This is a genomic window from Streptomyces sp. NPDC050263, from assembly GCF_040655955.1.
Classification (GTDB): domain Bacteria; phylum Actinomycetota; class Actinomycetes; order Streptomycetales; family Streptomycetaceae; genus Streptomyces.
On sequence record NZ_JBFAKW010000038.1, the window covers coordinates 1 to 17696 of the forward strand.

Consider the following 17696-nt stretch of genomic DNA (forward strand, 5'->3'; position numbering starts at 1 on the left):
TCCTCGTACTGGACGTACTTGGGCTTTCGGCCGGTGCGGCGAGAGTGCGTGCCGGGCGTCGCGACGGGGCGAACGTTGCCTGCCGCGGCACTAGTGAATCCCGTACCCCACACGAGGAGTTCACCGTGCACAGGCAACCCGCAAGACTGCTCACCGTCCTCGCGGCGCTCGCCGCGTTCCTCTTCCACTCGACCGGCGTCGCCGCTCCCCGCGCCGAGGCGGCCGACGAGTGGAGCCCGCCGTCGAACCTGGTCCAGCCGCTGCACCAGGTCTGGAACCACGTCTCGACGACCTACCCCGACCTCTACGGCTTCCGCAACTACGGCTGGGACCAGGTCATGGCCAACCGGGGCAGCATCAACTACTGCGTCCGCTGGGAGTCGGACGCCCCCGTCAGCACGGGGCTGCGCGACCAGATCCACGCGGCTCTGAAGAAGCAGTTCGCCAAGTGGATGGCCGCGCAGGTGGAGAACGGCCGGGGCTACAACAACTGGCCGTACGCCACGGTCCCGGTCAACATCGTCGGCTGGGCGGTCAAGAACCGCGCCACCCTCCAGTGGACCGACAACTCGGTCGACGTCTACACCAACGTCCTCGACGACGCCGGCGCCCCGCAGTGCGCCCCCGACTGCGGGCGCTTCTTCCACCAGGACGGCAACTACTCCCGCTGCCCCGGCGGCACCGCCCGGCACTACGACCAGTCCCTCTGGCTCACCAAGGGCTTCCAGGGCGGCGCCGGCGGCGACTGGGGCCAGCGCGTCGGCCAGGAGTACTTCACGTCCGTCGTGAACCAGGAGAACATCCACATCTACCTGCACGAAGTCGGCCACACCTTCGGCCTCGACGACTTCTACGACTGGACCCCGACCGGCCAGTGCTGCTTCATCATGAACGCCGGCAGCGCGACCCAGATCACCGAGTTCGACAAGTGGATGCTCCGTGACTTCTGGCGCCACCTGAAGAACCGCTACGGCCTCTGACCACCACCACGCTCGCATGAACCCGCCCTGCGTCGCGTGGCCTCGTCCTAGCATGGGGCCACGCTTCAGCAGGGGGGAACGTGAGCATTTCGAACGGTTCATTCGACGGCGAACTCGCTGCCTTCGCCTCGGAACTCAACGATCTCTACCTTGCGTGCGGCCGTCCCGGTCACGCGGAGATCGTCCGACGCGCGAGGCCCGCCGAGCTGTCGAAGGCAGACATCGGCGAGGCGCTGAGCGGAAAGCGGCTGCCCCAGCGCGACTCCCTGATCACCCTGGTTCGCATCCTGATCGCCGACGGGGACGGTGCGGCGACGCAGCGGATCGGTGTGAACGACCCGCGTCTGACCAGGTGGTCCGAGGAGTGGACCCGGCTGTCGCGACTTCAGGAGCAGAGCCGTCGTCTGAAGCCCCGGCCGTCGCCGGCGCCGTATCCGCAGCGGGCGCCGTCGCGACCGCCCGCCGACTTCGAGCTCCCGTCCCCGGACGCCCCTCGGCATGAGCTGGACGCCGCGAAGGAAGGCCTGCGGGACATCATCGCGAGCCTCGAAACACATGCGGGGAAGACGGAGGAGGAATTCCGCGAGCTGCTGGACGAGCGGTCCCACCTCAAGGCGGAGATCCGACGCCTCAAGGCGTTACTCGAGAAGGATCGCGACGACAACGCCGGACTGAAGAAGAAGCTCGCGCACCTCAGCCGGCAGTACGACCTGATGGACGGCCAGGTGGCCGCACTGCGGCAGCAGCTCCACGACCTGACGAAGGAGAAACTGGATCTGGTCGAGGAGGAGAAGGAGCTCATCACCTGGCAGTACCACTCCAACTACGAGTGGGGCCGGTTCGAGCAGCGGGCGCGGGAGCAGGCCGAGGCGGCGTTGGCGGCCCTGCGCACCGAGACATCGACGGAGATCGCCCGGCTCACCGGCGCGCTGGTGGACAGCGAGCGGAAGCTGGAAGCGGCCGACGGGCTCATTCACGTCCTCCGCAACCACTGACCTCGACCCTTGCTCGTCAGCGAGCGCCCTGCACTGTCGTCTCGTCACCCACAAGGTTGCTTTTCTTCTTAACAGGCAACCCCGGACAACGATTTGGGCCTCTCACAGGGTGCTCACAGTCTTGGCCGGGGCGCGTGGGGTGCGTCCGTGCAAGTGGTCGGCCGTGGGCTGTCCAGTCCGATGCCACTGACCATGGCACTCGCAGACGAGGAACCGATGACCAGACAGCACCATCGCAAGGGCCTTCAGCGTGCGGCGTTCGCCGCGGGGGCCGCGCTCACCGTCGTCGCCGTCGCCGGGGCCGCTCCCGGCGCCGGCGCGGCGCCCGCGAGCACACCCGGCGTGCCGACGCTCAAGCTCGTCGCCGCCTCGAAGTCCGTGGTCCTCGACCGGTACGAGTGGGAGGGCGGGTTCAACATCGACTTCGACCTCGGCACGTACGTCACGGTCGACAACGCGCCCCTCGAGTTCAAGGTGACGCGCAAGTCGTACAAGGACCCGGTCGTCGCCCAGCAGATCCTGCGCGACGGCTCCAAGGTGAAGACGAAGACACTGCCCGCCGGGACCGTCAAGGACTTCAGCGGCCTGCCCGGCTTCCTGGAGGTGTCCGTCAAGGACGCGTCCGGGGCCGAGGTGCAGAAGACCACGGGTGCGTTCTGCCCCAACAACGCCTCCGGGCGGCTGCGTCCGGACGCCCCGGCGACCTCGCACTATCCGGAGAGCTGCCCCACCAACCCGTTCACGCTCGGCTCGGTGTGGGGCGTCGAGAAGGGCTGGGCGGCCAACACCACCGCCGTCGACTACGACCGGCAGATCGACCTGCCCGTGGGCGAGTACACGGCCGAGGTGTCGGTCGCGAAGAAGTACCGCGACCTGTTCGGGATGCCGAACGACCGGCAGACCATCAAGGTGACGGTCCGGCAGTACGACGAGGGAGAGGAAGGCGGCGGCGAGGGCGGCGCAGGCCGGCGCTCGCCCATGTCGTCATCGTCCTCCTCGTCGGCCCACGGCGGGCACTCCGCCGGAGCCATGGGCGCACCCGGGGGCAACCACCACTACGGTCCCCGCGGCGCCGACGCCCCCACCCCCTCCGCGCTCTCCCACGCCCTGGAGGACCGCGGTCTCGCCCACCACCTCGGTGACGGCGCCGGTCACACCGACGGCTCCCGGATCGCGCCCGGGCTGAAGGCCAACGCCCAGCGGCCCACCGGCCGGGCGGGCCTCCCGGCCAACGTGCCCAAGCCGGACCTGCGTTCGCTGCCGGCCTGGGACATCGCCGTCACCGACGGGGAGGACGGCGACGCGCCCGGCAAGGACTACCTCGCCTTCAGCGCCAACGTCTGGAACGCGGGCCCCGCCCCGCTCGTCGTGGACGGCTTCCGGCAGCCCGGCGCCGACCTGATGGACTCGTACCAGTACTTCTACGACGCCGCCGGCAAGCAGATCGGCTACACCCCGGCCGGCACCATGGAGTGGGACCCCCGCATCGGGCACGAGCACTGGCACTTCACGGACTTCGCCAGCTACCACCTGCTGTCCGCGGACCAGAAGGACATCGTGAAGAGCGGCAAGGAGGCCTTCTGCCTGGCCAACACCGACGCCGTCGACTACACCGTGAAGAACGCCAACTGGCACCCCTACAACACCGATCTGTCGACCGCCTGCGGCCAGCAGAACTCCATCTCCGTGCGCGAGGTCCTCGACGTCGGCTCCGGTGACACGTACACCCAGTACCGTCCCGGCCAGTCCTTCGACATCACCGACCTGCCGAACGGCACCTACTACATCCAGGTCATCGCCAACCCGGCGAACCGCCTCCAGGAGACCAGCACCAAGAACAACGTCTCCCTCCGCAAGGTCGTCCTCGGCGGCACCGAGGGCGCCCGCACGGTGTCGGTCCCGCCGGTCGACCTGATCAACGCCCCGTAACCGACCCGTCTCACTTGCCGGCAGCCCCCGGCCCGCCCGCGCGGACCGGGGGCCGCTGCCCCACCCACCACATCGCCGCCTTCGTCGTGCGGGGTGGTTCCGAGCCGGGTCCCCCTACAGGTTCCTCTCCAGCAGCGTGACGTAGGCGTCCATGAAGTGGTCGCGCACGCCGTCCGACGCGGGCGCGAAGGGATCGGCCGTCGCGCCCTTGACCTTGTCGGTGAGCAGACCCAGCGCGGGCATACGGTCGTGGAGCTTGCCCGCGGAGTCGAAGTAGCGGACCGCGTCGACGTGCTGGAAGGCGGGCGTGGGCGGGACCTGCGGGACGATGTCGTTGTTGTTGACGAAGCGGAACGTGCGGCCTTTGAGCGCGCTGTCGTAGGCCTTGGCCAGGGCGGGATCGCAGGTGCGGGGCTGGCCGTAGGTGTAGACGCCGTGCGGGACGAGGTTCGGGGCCTCGAAGTGCATGCGCGCCCCCGACAGCATGGCGAGCGCCCCGCCGAGACTGTGGCCGGTGAACCAGACCGTCTGCCCGTCGTCCTTGAACTCGGCGATCGTGTCCCGGACCTGCGGGTGGACGACGTCCAGCGCCCGGTGGAAGCCGTAGTGCACGAACCCCTTTTGCGCCGGGCCGGGCACGGGCGGGGTGTTGACGTCGCTCAGCCAGTCGCGCAGGTTCTGCGGCTCGGTGCCGCGGAACGCCACCAGGACCATCCGGTCGCTCGCGGCGACGTACGCCTGGGTGTCGTCGATCGGGAACGGCATGGTGTGGGGCGAGGAGAAGTGGCGGAAGCGGTCGAAGCCCCAGGAGCGGGAGAGGTCTTCGGCCTCCTCCGGCGACTTGTAGGCGGCGCGGGCGGCCTGGGCCAGCCAGTAGGCGTGCGCGACGGAGTAACCGGAGGCCGAGTGGTCGAGGGGCGCGGGGGCAGCCACGGATGAACCTTCCGACGAACGAGCGGGGGTGGACGTGTGCTCGTCGATCCTTGTCGTCCGGTGCTCGTGGGCCGCGCTTTGACGTGGGGCGGACGGCGGGCGTGCGAGGGCAGTTCGGGGGCGCGCGGGGGGCAACCCTTGTGTGACTCCGTGAGTCTTCTGAGTCGCCTGTGCTTCTCGGACGTATTCCTACACGCATGTAGGGTTCCGTCGTTCGGCGGTGACCAACGCCGACGATCCGAGCGCGGTGTACGGGGTGAGACGGCCGAAGCGGAGGGGCGAGCGCCGGTGAGCGGAACGAGAAGGCGTGGACGGCCTGCGGTGGAGGCGACGTCCGGCCGGGGGAACAGGGGCAGGGCGGCCGGAGCCAAGGGCGGCGGCACGCGGCTGACCCGGCGCGGACGGATCCTCGCGTGGAGCGCGGGCGTGACCGCCGTCGTGCTCCTCGCGATGGGCGGGGTCGGCGCCTGGGTCTACAACGACCTCAACAACAACATCAACTCGGCCGACGTGGACGACAAGTTGGGCGAGGACCGCCCGGTCAACCTGAGCCCCGGCTCGAAGAACATCATGATCGTCGGTTCCGACAGCCGCGACGGCGCCAACGCCAAGTACGGCAAGGACCTGACCACCATGCAGTCGGACACGCTGATGGTGCTGCACATACCGGCGGACCGTAAGTGGGCCTCGGTCGTGTCCTTCCCGCGTGACTCGTGGGTGGAGATACCCGGTTGCGAGAAGGGCGACGGCAACTCGTCCTCCCTGCACCACGCGAAGATCAACGAGGCGTTCGCGATCGGCGGCAGCAGCGGCAAGGTCGCCGAGGCCGCCGCCTGCTCCATCAAGACCGTCGAGTCCAACACCGGCCTGCGCATAGACCACTTCATGTCGGTCGACTTCTCCGGCTTCAAAGGCATGGTCGACGCGCTGGAGGGCATCGAGGTCTGCCCCGAGCAGGCCATCCGCTCCGAGAAGGCCAACCTGAACATCGACGCCGGCTGTCAGACCGTCAAGGGCGAGGTGGCCCTCGGCTACGTCCGCGCCCGCTACGGCGTCGGCGACAACTCCGACATCGGACGCATCGGCCGCCAGCAGGAGTTCATGGACGCCCTGGCGAAGAAGGCCAAGTCCAAGCTCACCAGCCCCAGCGCGATGCTCGGCTTCCTGCAGTCCGCCACCAAGTCGCTGACGACCGACCCCGACATGGCCGGCATCCAGCCGCTGACCGGGCTCGCCAACGAGCTCAAGGGGATTCCGAGCGACCGGCTGAGCTTCCTGACCGTGCCCAACTACGGGCGTGAGGCCGACCAGCCCGCCGACAAGGCCAACGTCGTCTGGCAGTACCCGCAGGCCGCGAACCTCTTCACCTCCCTGGCCAAGGACAAGGAGGTCACCAAGGCGCAGTTGGACGCGCTGAAGAAGAACGTGGTGTACGCCTCCTCCGTGAGGGTCCAGGTCCTCAACGGCACCGGGGTCTCCGGACGCGCCGCCGCCGTCGCCGAGAAGCTGACCAAGGCCGGCTACACCGTCATCGGCACGGGCAACGCGCCCGCGACGGTGACCAAGACGACCGTCACCTACCCGACGGGCCTCGACGCCAAGGCCGCCGTCCTCGCCTCCCGACTGCCCGGCCTCCAGGCGACGGCGGACAGTTCGGCCGCGGCCGGTGTCATCACCCTGGTCGTGGGACCGGAGTTGAAGGTCGACTCCGTCGCCTGATCGAACGGTGGTCATGTACGACTCATCCGTGGGGTAAGCTTGATCTTGAGCCGGTCACCGGAAAGCAAAACGGTGAACGAACCTCATGCGTTGGTCGTCCAAGGAAAGATGCCCCGCTTCCTGCGGGGAGATGCAGGTGCAAGGCCTGCCCGGCGCTCCATGGAGAACGAGATCGAGTCCCACCCCGCTTCAGGCGGGGTGGGACTCTTTCGTTCGCCCCGACTCCGATCGGGTGGGCAGGGGCAGTTCGGTGACGACCCGTGGCGCAGGCGGAGATCCCGGTGGAGGGGGCGAGGGCGGCGGGGACGGGAGCGGGTGCGTGATCGACGCATACGCCATTACTTTGGATAAAACCTCAACAGTCATTGGTGCGGGAGTTGTTGGAGGTAGCGTCGTCCGTATGAGCCACGAAGTGAGTATTGATCGCGCACCGGCGCCCGAGGGCGGCATCCAGATCACCGTCAGCCTTTCCTCCACTGTTCTGGCGAAACTCCACAAGGACGGTTCCTGGACGGAAAAGATCGGCGAAGGCCAGGTCACGGGCGACGGACCGGCCATCGCCCAGATCGAGTTCAAGGTCCCGTAAACCGAGCCGCCGATAATTGCCGCGACGGATCTCACGGACCGTGTCAATGTGACGGCGTGACGGAGACCGGAACGGCAGACATATTCGCGCCCGGAAGCGGTGCTCGGGCCTACGGTCCCTATCCGTACCGGGTGCGCGGGCGAGGGCGCAGCGGGGTGGTCCTGTGGCTCGCCGGGCGGGACGACGAACTACACCGCTTATTCGCTCTACCTGCGGAAACGGGTGCCGGCCCACAGGTGCCCCTGTTCGTGACCGTCCGGCAGGCGCGGGTGTACGCGAGCCGACGAGGCCGGAAGCCGGACACTTTCGAGCCGGAGGTGCTGGAACTGGCCCGAGTCCAACACTGGCTCGAGGATCCGTCCCGCCGAAAACTGCCACCGGGCGCGGTGCTGGAGGCATGGAATTTCTTCGAGGACCTGGCCCGAGGCCTCGACGCGCCCCACGCACTTCCTCATCAGGAAGAGCCGCACAACAGCGCCTACGAGAAACTCTTCGGAGGCGAGTCCGCCGAGTGGACTCCCGCCGAGCAGCGTGCGGTCCTGGAACTGCTCGCGGCCGGCGTGGCCCTGTGGAATTCCTGCCCGGTGACGCTGAACCCCCGCTCGGTGAAGGCCTCCGGCTCGCGCTGAGGACGGTGGGTTCGAGGATCTTGGTGGGGGGCATGCCGACTACTCGCCCGGTTGCGAAGACCACCAGGCGCAGGAGCAGGAAGCGGGCGATGCCGGCCAGGGCCGAGGCCGAGAGGTAGACCAGCTGTTCCGTCAGCATGCTGGGGGACCGCTGGAGTGCGTGGAGGGTGAGGACCGCGATGCTCGTCGCCGCGTAGGCCGCTGCCGCCGAGCCCGCCGACTGCCAGTGCCGGCGCCGGCCCGCGCGGCCGGTGCGGAAGGTGTAGCGGGCGTGGAGCTCTGTGCAGAGGAGGGTGGAGGCGATGGTGAGCAGAGCGTTCGCCAGGGTCCAGGGCATCTGGGTGGCCAGGACCGGGACCGCCAGGCTGCTGAGTACTCCGGTGCCGCCGCCGAAGACGACGAAGCGGATGAAGGAGGCGAGCATGGCGAGGTCCTTCCGCAGCGAGTCCGCGAGTCGGTTGCTTAACTTAGGCAACTATAAAGCTGTTGCTTGAGTTACGCAAACATGTTCCTCGCGTGAGAAAGCCGGCCGCGTTCCATCCCTGCGGCCGGCTGTCTCGTCCAGTCCGTCTCGCCTACCTGTCCGTCACGTCGAGTTCGCGCTCGACCTGCCGAAGAACTCGATCTCCGCTATCGCCACCTGCTTGCTCCCCGAGGCGAGGAACGACGACTCGATCGTGAAGCGGACCTTGCTCACGTCGCCGACGCGGAACGAGCGCGGCTGGCCGCCCGCGCTCTGGTCGAGGGTGATCTCGCGCGTTGTGATCTTGCCGTCCTTCAAGGTGATCGTCGCCTTGATGCGGTGCGGGAGGGCCGACTGGGTGAACTGGTCGGGGCGGGTCGTCGTGCCCGAGGTGATGACCACGTCCAGCAGGCGGATCGGCTCGTCGAAGCGGGCCTCGATCCACTCGCCCGCGCCCGACTCCGAGACGCCGGGACCCCACCAGGTGTTGTTGATCCGGTCGAAGGCCAGCTCGGGCTTGTGGCCCGGGTAGGAGCGCGAGGCCGCGTACGAGTCCGCGAAGACCGGGGCACGCTTGGCGAAGTGGTCCTTCGTGGCCTGGATCGCGGCCGGTGTGTTCACCGCCGCGAGGATCACGAGGGTGAGGACGACCGCCGCGACCACCCATGTGACGATCCGGTCGAACGTGCGGCGCAGGCGCGGGCGGTCGCCCGCCCAGGGGGTCTCGCCGTTGCGGTTGAACAGGCGGCGCCACCACGGCAGGCGCAGGGTGGAGCGGTCCTCCAGGGTCATCGGCATCGCGCAGCGCATGCAGTAGTGCCGGTCGGGGTTGTTCGGGGTCGCGCACCACGGGCAGGCGACGCCGTGCATCTCGCCCTGGACCGGACCCGGCGCGCGGACCTGCGGCCGGTCCGCGACCGGCCTGCCCGGCAGGACCGGGGCCACCGACGGCGGCGGGGTGGGGCGGGGTTCGGTGTCGGCGACCGGGACGAGGAGAGAGCGGGCCCGCGCCGCCATCGCCTCGTCATCGTCGGCGGTGGGAGCGGCGGGGGCCGGGGGCGCCGTGGGAGCGGCCGCCGCCTGGGCGGGAGCGGGCGTCGGTGCCGACGTCGGTGCCGGTGCCGGTGTCGGCGTTGCGGGGTCTTCCGGGGGGATTGCCGGGAGCGGGGTTTCCGTCGTGTCCTCGTCGTCCGAGTCGTGGTCGTCGTGGTCGTCGTCGGCCGGGCGGGCCGCCGTCGGGGCGGGGGTGGGGGCGGCCGGTGTCGGGGCCGCCGTCGGGGCTGGGGCGGGTTCCCGGGGCGGGGAGGACGTGCCCGTGTCCGCGGCCGCCGCCGTGCTCGCCCGTGCCGGGGTTCGGTCCGTCCGGTCCGTCCAGCTCAGTACGGCCCCGCAGGCGTCGCAGAACGCCTGGCCGGGCTCGGCCGGCGTGCCGCACTCGGGGCAGTTCTGGGTGGTCATTTTTCCGGGGTCCTTTCGGCGGCGGTCACTGTGACCGTGTACGGCATGTGAGCGGGGCGGGCGGCGGCCACGAGGGCGTCCAGGCGGTGTTCGTCCGCGGGGTGCGGGTCGGGGAGTCGGAGCGTGACGTGCAGGTGGGGGCGGGGGGCGCCGGGGAACGGGCCGAGCGGGCGGGCCGTCCAGGACGCGCCGCCGCTCTCGGAGATGTCCGGTTCCACGCCGAAGGCCAGGCGGACGGCCTCCGACAGGCCCCGGCGGGTGCCGCGGACCCGGTGCAGGTGGGCGGCGGCCGCGACGGCGGCCCGCAGGCGCGCTTCCGGTTCCGTGCCGTCCGTCTCCGCGCCCACCCAGCCCGTCAGCCAGCGGGTGAAGTCGACCGGGGCGAGGGCCGGGTCGAAGTAGGCGGGCAGGCAGTCGAGGACGTTGAGGACGGGGGCCATGACCTCGTCCAGGCCCGCGACGAAGCGTTGCGCCAGGTCGTCGTCCGCGAAGACGGCCGGCAGCATCGCGCCGATGGGGGCGGACGAGCCGAGGCCGTCGACCGAGCCCCTCATGCGCCGTCCCCGATCACTCGGACCCGGTGGTCGTAGGAGAAGACGAGGGCCGGGGCGGCCAGGTCGATGCGGTCGGTCGCCTCGCCGCGCTTGCCCGTCAGGGGGTCGGCGGGGTGGAGCATGACCTGGTCGACGAGTTCGACGCCCGGGACGCGTTGCAGGACCGCGAAGATCTCGCCCGCCTGCACCGGGCGGCCGAACGGCCAGCCCTTGCCGTCCGCGCCGCCGGTCAGCGGGTCGATGTGGCGGTAGAGGGCGTCGTGGGCCTGGCGGCGGACGCGGTCGGTGTCCACGCCGCGGAAGGCGTGGACCGTCGCCACGACGGTGACGCCTTGGTAGTACGGGGGGCCGACCGCCAACCTCGTGCCGATCAGGCGGCGTTCGTCGAGATGGCGGGTGATGCGGTCCAACAGGGAGTCGCCGGGGACCAGTTGTTCGAAGCGGAGGCGGCCGCCGGGGTCCGGGACCGCCTGCGGGACCACCAACACCCTTACGGCGTAGGAGCCGTGTTCGTCCGGCTCGCCCTCCAGACAGGTGATGCGGGCCGTCTCGGGGGCGGCGCGGCGGGCCAACTCCTCGTAGTCGCGCAGGGTCACCGCTCGTTCCTGGGCGCGGAGGGTGATCGGGGCGCGGAGTTTGGCCTCCTCGACCGTCTCGCCGTCCACGCCGCCGCGCGCGGCCTCGCGGTTGACGACCTCCGAGACGTACGGGATGGAGGTGCGCAGCACCTGGACCGTGCCCCGGGCCACGTTGCCGGCCCGGCCGCCGCCCGTGCGGTAGCGGCGGGCGCGGATGACCGAGCCCTTGGGGGCGACGGCCCCGTACTGGCGGAGCCGGCCGTCGGGTTCGCGGACGGACGGGCCGAAGGCGATCTCGCCGGTCGCCGCGTCGAGGGTGATGTGCCGGTCCTCGGGGCCGGAGGCGGCGAAGTGCGGGACGACCTGCCAGTCGGTCCAGCCCTCGTGCTCGGCGGTCTGGAGGAGGAGCGGCGGGTCGTCGCCGACCACGGGGGTGTGGACGAGGGCCAGGCGCTGACCGGGCAGGCCCGTCGACTCGCCGAGGGCCTCGTCCTCGACCGTCTCGGCGTGCACGGTGGGCGCGGTGCCGCCGACGGTGAAGACCTCGGCGGAGCGCACGGTCGGGGAGGTGGTGTAGAAGGGCTGGCCGGGGAGGGGGTCGGTGACGCGGCAGCGCAGCCAGCCGGCCTCGTGGCCGCCCGAGCGGGACAGCACGTGGCCGCCGGGGATGTGCAGGACGACCTCGCCGGGGCGGTTGAGGCCGCCGGTGCCGTCGCGGTCGATCTCGCAACTCTGCCAGCCGTCCTCCGTCCACGCCTCCCAGACCAGCGGGGGCTGGCGCGGGTCGACGCCGACGCCGTCGACGCGGCTGTCCAGCTCCAGGGCCACCGCGCAGTGCGGGACGGCGGCGCTCAGGCCGAACAGCATGCAGTCGCCGGGCTGCGGGGCCTCCGAGAAGCAGAGCAGGTCCTTGGCCTCGGCGAGGTCGGTGGTGCGGTCGGTGACCGGCTCGCCCCGGTGCTGCACGACGAGATGCTTCAACCAGGAGGGCACGACGGTGAGTTCGCGTTCCGTCGCGAACACGACCGCCTCCTCGCTCTCCGTGCGGACCGTCGCGACCTCCGTGCCCACCGGCAGCAGGACCGGCTCCTCCTGCGGCGCGGACAGCCAGAACGTCACCTCCGTGCGCGCGGCGGACGGCGGGAACAGCCGGATGCCGACCAGGTCCAGGAAGGCCAGATGGTTCTTCTCGGGGACGCGGTTGAGGCGGTAGACGATCTGGTCGGCCATGTGGGCGACCGTCTCGACGAGGGTCACGCCCGGGTCGGAGACGTTGTGGTCGGTCCACTCCGGTGCGCGCTGCTGGATGTAGCGCTTGGCGTCGTCGACGAACTGCTGGAAGCGGCGGTCGTCCAGGTTCGGGGAGGGCAGGGCCATCAGCGGTCGCTTTCGGAAGCCGTACCGGAGGAGCCGGGGAGATCCGGCTCGTCGTGGGACGGAATGACGTAGAACGGGAAGACGAGACTGCGCGGGTTGTTGGTGCCGCGGATGGAGTAGCGGACGTCGATGAAGAGCACGCCCTGTTCGGCGCCGGCGGTGACCTCGACGTCGTTGACCTCGATGCGCGGTTCCCAGCGGTCCAGGCAGGTGTACACCTCGTGTTGGATGCGGCCGGCCGTCGCCTCGTTGACCGGGGCGAAGACCAGGTCGTGGATGGCGCAGCCGTACTCCGGGCGCATCGGGCGCTCGCCCGGGGCGGTGGCGAGGATCAGCCGGATGGCCTCCTCGATCTCGCGTTCGCCGCTGACCAGGGCGATGCCACCGGTGGGGCCGATGCGCAGCGGGAACGCCCAGCCCGATCCGACGAATTGCTCGGCCATCAGACGGCCACCTGCCTTCTTCTCTTTCCGGTGATCCCGCTTCGCTTTCCGGTGATCCCGGCCGTCTCGGTGTTTCTCTCGGCCGTCATGGCAGCGGGTACGGCTTGCTGTTGACCATCACCACGCCCTGGAGCATCAGGGTCGCGGCGCGGATGCCCACGTTGGCGGTGGCGTTGACCTGGACGGTGCCCAGCGAGCTGACCATCGCCGCGCCGGCCGACTTGAGGCTGAGCAGACCGGCCGAGTCCACCGACAGCACGCCCGTCAGCGACTTGACGTTGACCGAGCTGCCCCGGATGGTCAGCAGGGCGCCGCTCTTGATGGTGAGGTTGCGGCGGGCGCTGAGCGTGAGGTCGGTGCCGGCCTCGACGGACACCGCCCGGCTGCCCTTGATGCTGACCGTGCCCTTGCTGTCGATGGTGATCTCGGTCTTCGTCCGGTCCAGGTTGATGACGAGCCGGTCGTCGCCGGAGGTGACCCGGACCCCCTGCTTGCGGCCGCCGGTGGTCTGGCTGAGCAGGTCGACACGGTTGCCGTCGCGGTCGGAGAGCGTGTGCCGGACGGCGCGCCGCCGGGCCCCGTCGTGCAGCGGCACGTCCTTGACCGGCGTCGGCTTGTCCTTGCCGTTGTAGAGGCCGCCGATGACATACGGGTGGTCGAGGGCGCCCCGGTCGAAGCCGACCAGCACCTCGTCGCCGACGTCCAGCGGGAAGATGGAGCCGCCGGCCTTGCCGCCCCACTGCACGACCCGCGTCCAGTCGCTGATGTAGACGTCGTCCAGCCACGGGAACTGGAGCTTGACCCTGCCCTGCTTGAGCGGGTCCTGGACGTCCGTGACCAGCGCGTTGGTGGTGCCGGGCAGGTTCAGGCCGCTCGCCGCGCCGCCGCCCCCGCCGCCCGAGGTCAGGCCGAACAGCGACCGCCACTGCCGCCCGCTGACGGTGACCCAGGCCTCGTAGTGCTTGCCGTCGCCGAACACGTGCCGCACGGACGTCGCGGTGTACTTGCCCTCGAAGGGGGCGCCGACGTCCGCGAGCGTGACGGGCAGGCCCGGGCGCAGCTTCGGGGTGCCGCGCGCGACGACCTCCAGCTCGGCGAACGAGCCGGTGACGTCGTCCGCGAGCGCCTCGGCGGCGAACTTCACCTCCGACTGGCGGTCGTACGGCGTCTGCGCGTCGACCAGCTTGGCCGGCTTGAACTTGGCGGAGGCCTCGCCGGGCGTCGTCCCGATGCTGATGCCGGGGTTGGTCTTCGCGGGCGCGGTCGCGGTCAGCTTCTTCTTCGTCGTCACGTCCCAGCCGCGCGCCTCGACGGTCCCGACCTGCTCGGCGGCGGTGACGGCGGCCCGCAGCCGCAGGATGTCGGTGCCCGCCTCCATGACGAACGGGCTCTTCTCACCGGGCGTGGAGGTGGGCGGCGCGCCCGAGGCCGGGTCGGGCTTGAGGAACTGGAACTTCCCCTTGGAGTCGACCGACATGACCATCTCGTTCTCGTCGGCGAGCCGGGCGAGGAAGTCCCAGTCGGTCACGTTGGCCTGGCTGATGAACTCGTAGACGGTCTTGGTCGACTGGATCTTCCCGACGGGGACGCCGTCCTGCGCGGCCAGCTTGCGGGCGATGTCCGAGGCGCTCTGGTTGCGGTAGGCGGCGACCCGGCGCTGGCGCATCAGCCGGTGGCCCAGGTCGTAGCCCCGGATGACCGTGAAGGTGCCGGTGCCGTCGTAGTCCGCCTCCATGCCGCAGACCTCGCCCGTGAGGAGCGGGTCGCCGGCGCCCTTGCCGTCCGCGATCGGCGCGAGGACCACCGGGGTGCCGAACTTGACGCCCAGTTTGCCGAGCACCTGGCGGTACGGGTCGCGGAACGTCAGCCGGAACGCGGCCGGGACGCCGAGACCCTGGTCCACCCAGCCCTCGACGAGCAGCGGCGCGAAGTCGACGGGGAGGGGACGGCCGCCCAGCGTGACCTGGATGACACTGGAGAACGCGGACTGGACCACTAGTAGCGCACCTCCTCTACGGCCGGCATCACGAGCTCGATGCCGGTCGGCAGTCGGGAGGGGTCGTCGATGCCGTTGACCTCGGCGATCGACCGCCAGGCGGACGCGTCCCCGTACTCGCGCCAGGCGAGCGACTGGAGCGAGTCGCCGGCGACGACGCGGTGCACGCGCTGGGCCGTCAGAGCGCCCGAGGTCGGGTTCTGGCCCTTCGTCTTGCTGGGGATCTCGTGCAGATGCACCTGCGCCGTCGCCCGGATCGGGACGCCGGTCGTGCCGAACAGGGAGTACGTGACGTCGATGCTGCTGACGTAGGCGGTGAAGCGGGCCGTCGAGAACGAACCCCACTGGAACACCACCCACGGCGGCGAGGGCTGCTTGGCGGCGATGCTCTTCGTCGTCACCTCGCAGCACTCCAGCAGCGACTCGACCTTCTTCAGGACGGTGTTGCTGCCGGGCTGGTCGGAGGAGTCGAGGAAGATCTCCACGGTCATCTGACGCGGTTCCGGACCCATGAACTCCGGTACGGAGCCGTCGCGGACGGCCGCGGTCGGTGTGACCTTCCACTGGGCCTTGCGGCCGAGCTGGAGCTGCGCCGGGTTGAAGTCGAACCCGAACGACTTGATCAGCCCGCCGGGCGTGGTGCTGGTGCCCACCGGCGGTTCGTGGATCGCGAGGGTGGCACGGACCAGGCTCTTGCCGGCACCGCCTTTGCTTCCCTTGGCCATGGCCTGTCACTCCCTGCCTTGTGCTGGTCGTCGTGCTCGCCGTGCTCGTCCTGGTCGTCAGTCGGTGAAGCCGTGGTGGGTGATCTCCAGGACCTCCGTCGCCACGCCCGGGCTGTCCGGGTTGAGCGACGGCCCCTGCCAGCTGACCGGCAGCACATCGATCAGGCCCCACCGGGCGACCTCCGAGCCGTCCGCGCGCAGTGCCGCGATCTGGGCGGTGGGCCGGGTCACCCCGGTGGTGATCGAGGAGATCCACTTGGCGACCTTGGCGGTGTCCGGGGTGAGGGGCCGGGTCAGCCGGATGTTGGAGAACGTCACACGGGACGGCAGCGCCCAGACGAAGCCGTTGTTCCCGCCCTCCTGGCGGTGCTCGATCTCCACCTGGGACGAGAGTCCCTCGCACCCGTTGAAGTAACCGAGGCTCTCGCCGTCGATGGTCAGGGTGAAGAAGATCGTGGAGCCCGGGTCGAGATCGGAGGGCATCGGAGCTGCCTGGCCTTTCTGGGAGTGCGGAGGGGTAGTGGGGCGGGAGGGGCGCCGGTCGGGTCAGCGGCGGGGGTCGCGGAGCCTGCCGATCCGTTCGCGGTCGAGCCGCAGTTCGGTGCGGAGGAGCCGGGTGATGCGACCGGTCAGGCGGTGCGTCAGCTCGTCGAGCTGGGAGTCGCTGAGCGAGCGGGCGTCGAACGCCGGGAGCGGCTCGACATGCGTCGGGCAGGAGGGGTACGGGCACCTCTGGTCGCCGGTGGCGGCGGCGGAGCGGGGAGCCTTCTCGGAGGTGGGGGGTGACGTGGCGGCGGCGGAGCGGGGAGCCTTCGGGGAAGCGGGGGGTGGCGCGGTGGCGGCGGCCGGGAGGGTGGGCGCGACTGCGGCACGCCGCTGGATGGCGGGGGGAGCGGAGACAGCGGGGGCGGCGGACTGAGCCGGCGGGCGCGGTGCGGCGGGGAGCGGGAGCGGGAGCGGTGTGGCGGGGAGCGGGAGCGGGAGCGGTGTGGCGGGGAGATGGGCGCCCGGGGGGAGCGTTGCAACGCTCGGGAGGGGGATTGCGGGGGTGGCTGCGGGTGCGGGTGCGGGTGCGGTCGAGGACGTCGAGTACGGGCGGGCCACGGGGCGGCCTGCGGGTGCGCCGGGTGCGGGGCGGCGCAGTGGCACGGGTGCGGTGGCCGCGCGGCGCTGTACGACGGAGGGGGAGAGGGACATGGGGGACTTGCCGGTCGCTGTCGTCGGGCGGACCGCGCGGGTTGCGGAGCTGGTGGGGGAAGCGGTGCTGGTTCGTGTCGCCGGGGCGGGAAGCGGCACCGCGGTCGGCGCGACGGGGGCGAAGGGGGCGAAGGGGGCGATGGAGGAGACGGGGCCCGGGAGTTGGGGCGCCGTGGGTGTCGCGGCGACGCGTTGTACGACGGGGGGCGTGGGGGGCGTCGTCGTACGGGGGGCGTCGGCCTTGGGCGTGACGGGGGCGGCGCTCGGAGCGGCGAGCGGCTTGGCGTCGGCGGGGCGGACGGAGAGGGGGCTGCCCAGTGCGGGGCGCGCGGGCGCGGGGCGGGAGGGCGGCGCGGGAGGCGTCGGTGCCGCGGCGCGCTGTACGGGGGCGCCGAGGGGGGTGGAGCGCTGGAGCGGGGGGAGCGACTCCGTCCGTGAACTCGGGGTGCCGGGGGTGGGGCCCGCGGGGTTCGCATGGGGAGGTGTCGTCGGACGCGGTCGGTCCAGGGGGAGGCTCGTGGGGGCGCCGAGGCCCGCACGACGTCGGGGGGTGGGCGCGGTGGTGCCGGCCGCCCGCTGGACGCTCGTCGCGGACGACGGTGGCGTGGAACTGGTGCTGTGAACAGGGGAGTTGGCGGCAGGGGGCGTGGGGGGTGCGGGGGTCTCCGGGCTGGGGGGCGTCGGCATTGAACCGCTTGCGGCGACGGGTCGGGTGGGGCCGGCCGGGGCGACCGGGGTCGGGGTCGCAGCGGGGGCGGAGGCGGATGTTGAGCTGGTTGCCGTCCGCTGCACGGCGGGGGACGACGTACGGCCACCCTCGCTTGAGGCGGAACCCGAGCGGGGTGGCGATACCGCGCGCTGCACGGCGGGGGACGACGGACGGCCTGCGTCGCCGGAGCCCGAGGTCGAGGCCGGGGCCGGGCCGGGGGCGGGGGCCGAACGGGGGGCTGCCGATGCTGCGGCGGGGCCGGGGATCGGAGCGGGTGCCGTCACGGCGCGTTGCACCACGGCCGGGGGCGAGGTACGGCCGCGCTCGCTTGAGGCCGAACCCGAGTGAGGGCTCACGGCGGGGGTGGAAGGCGAGCGGGGGGCCGTTGCCGTCCGCTGCACGGCCGAGGTCGTTTCCGTGCGGGG

The 17696-nt window shown here is 71.1% G+C and carries 15 protein-coding genes and 1 pseudogene; 6 read left to right on the forward strand and 10 right to left on the reverse strand.

All coding sequences use genetic code 11. The annotated features are described in order from the left end of the window. Positions 1 to 125: 125 nt before the first annotated feature. From AB0J04_RS19005 to AB0J04_RS19015, 3 genes are all read left to right on the forward strand, one after another. Positions 126 to 980, forward strand: coding sequence for a hypothetical protein (locus AB0J04_RS19005; RefSeq protein WP_363169630.1), 855 nt, complete (start codon positions 126 to 128; stop codon positions 978 to 980). An 80-nt stretch (positions 981 to 1060) separates the two neighbouring features. Further along, a complete protein-coding gene (locus AB0J04_RS19010) occupies positions 1061 to 1975 on the forward strand; it encodes a hypothetical protein (RefSeq protein WP_363169631.1) in 915 nt (304 codons plus the stop codon). A gap of 216 nt (positions 1976 to 2191) precedes the next feature. Continuing rightward, a complete protein-coding gene (locus AB0J04_RS19015) occupies positions 2192 to 3904 on the forward strand; it encodes a lysyl oxidase family protein (protein ID WP_363169632.1) in 1713 nt (570 codons plus the stop codon). Positions 3905 to 4018: 114 nt separating this feature from the next. Here AB0J04_RS19015 and AB0J04_RS19020 read toward each other — a convergent pair whose 3' ends face one another. Further along, positions 4019 to 4837 carry a lipase family protein gene (locus AB0J04_RS19020; RefSeq protein WP_363169633.1) on the reverse strand — a complete coding sequence of 273 codons (819 nt, stop codon included), beginning with the start codon at positions 4835 to 4837 and terminating at the stop codon, positions 4019 to 4021. A gap of 321 nt (positions 4838 to 5158) precedes the next feature. Between AB0J04_RS19020 and AB0J04_RS19025 the strand changes: the two genes are divergently transcribed. From AB0J04_RS19025 to AB0J04_RS19035, 3 genes are all read left to right on the forward strand, one after another. After that, a complete protein-coding gene (locus AB0J04_RS19025; RefSeq protein WP_363169634.1) occupies positions 5159 to 6556 on the forward strand; it encodes an LCP family protein in 1398 nt (465 codons plus the stop codon). Positions 6557 to 6875: 319 nt separating this feature from the next. Then, entirely contained in the window at positions 6876 to 7142 is a 267-nt protein-coding gene (locus tag AB0J04_RS19030) for a hypothetical protein (protein ID WP_363169694.1), read from the forward strand. Between the two features lie 248 nt (positions 7143 to 7390). Further along, on the forward strand, positions 7391 to 7771 hold the full coding sequence (locus AB0J04_RS19035) for a hypothetical protein (protein WP_363169695.1): 381 nt from the start codon (positions 7391 to 7393) through the stop codon (positions 7769 to 7771). A 52-nt stretch (positions 7772 to 7823) separates the two neighbouring features. On the opposite strand, the pseudogene AB0J04_RS19040 reads toward AB0J04_RS19035, so the two are convergent. The 9 genes and pseudogenes from AB0J04_RS19040 to AB0J04_RS19080 form a co-directional block, all read right to left on the reverse strand. After that, positions 7824 to 8195: pseudogene (locus AB0J04_RS19040) on the reverse strand (GtrA family protein); the annotation flags it as partial. Positions 8196 to 8357: 162 nt separating this feature from the next. After that, complete coding sequence (locus tag AB0J04_RS19045) at positions 8358 to 9692, reverse strand: zinc ribbon domain-containing protein (protein WP_363169635.1); 1335 nt, start codon at positions 9690 to 9692, stop codon at positions 8358 to 8360. Beyond that, positions 9689 to 10246, reverse strand: a complete 558-nt coding sequence (locus AB0J04_RS19050) for a phage tail protein (protein ID WP_363169636.1) — start codon at positions 10244 to 10246, stop codon at positions 9689 to 9691. The genes AB0J04_RS19045 and AB0J04_RS19050 overlap by 4 nt, the downstream gene beginning before the upstream one ends. Continuing rightward, entirely contained in the window at positions 10243 to 12201 is a 1959-nt protein-coding gene (locus AB0J04_RS19055) for a putative baseplate assembly protein (RefSeq protein ID WP_363169637.1), read from the reverse strand. Before AB0J04_RS19055 ends, AB0J04_RS19050 begins: the two co-directional genes overlap by 4 nt. Further along, entirely contained in the window at positions 12201 to 12644 is a 444-nt protein-coding gene (locus AB0J04_RS19060; RefSeq protein WP_363169638.1) for a GPW/gp25 family protein, read from the reverse strand. The genes AB0J04_RS19055 and AB0J04_RS19060 overlap by 1 nt, the downstream gene beginning before the upstream one ends. Positions 12645 to 12729: 85 nt before the next feature. Then, the gene (locus tag AB0J04_RS19065) at positions 12730 to 14640 is read right to left on the reverse strand and encodes a VgrG-related protein (protein ID WP_363169639.1); all 1911 of its coding nucleotides are present in this window, start codon (positions 14638 to 14640) and stop codon (positions 12730 to 12732) included. Further along, positions 14640 to 15365 (reverse strand): peptidase M23, encoded by a 726-nt coding sequence (locus AB0J04_RS19070; protein WP_363169640.1) that lies wholly within the window; start codon positions 15363 to 15365, stop codon positions 14640 to 14642. The genes AB0J04_RS19065 and AB0J04_RS19070 overlap by 1 nt, the downstream gene beginning before the upstream one ends. Positions 15366 to 15422: 57 nt before the next feature. After that, complete coding sequence (locus AB0J04_RS19075) at positions 15423 to 15848, reverse strand: phage tail protein (protein WP_363169642.1); 426 nt, start codon at positions 15846 to 15848, stop codon at positions 15423 to 15425. 63 nt (positions 15849 to 15911) lie between these two features. Continuing rightward, a complete protein-coding gene (locus AB0J04_RS19080) occupies positions 15912 to 17249 on the reverse strand; it encodes a hypothetical protein (RefSeq protein WP_363169643.1) in 1338 nt (445 codons plus the stop codon). Positions 17250 to 17696: the final 447 nt, after the last annotated feature.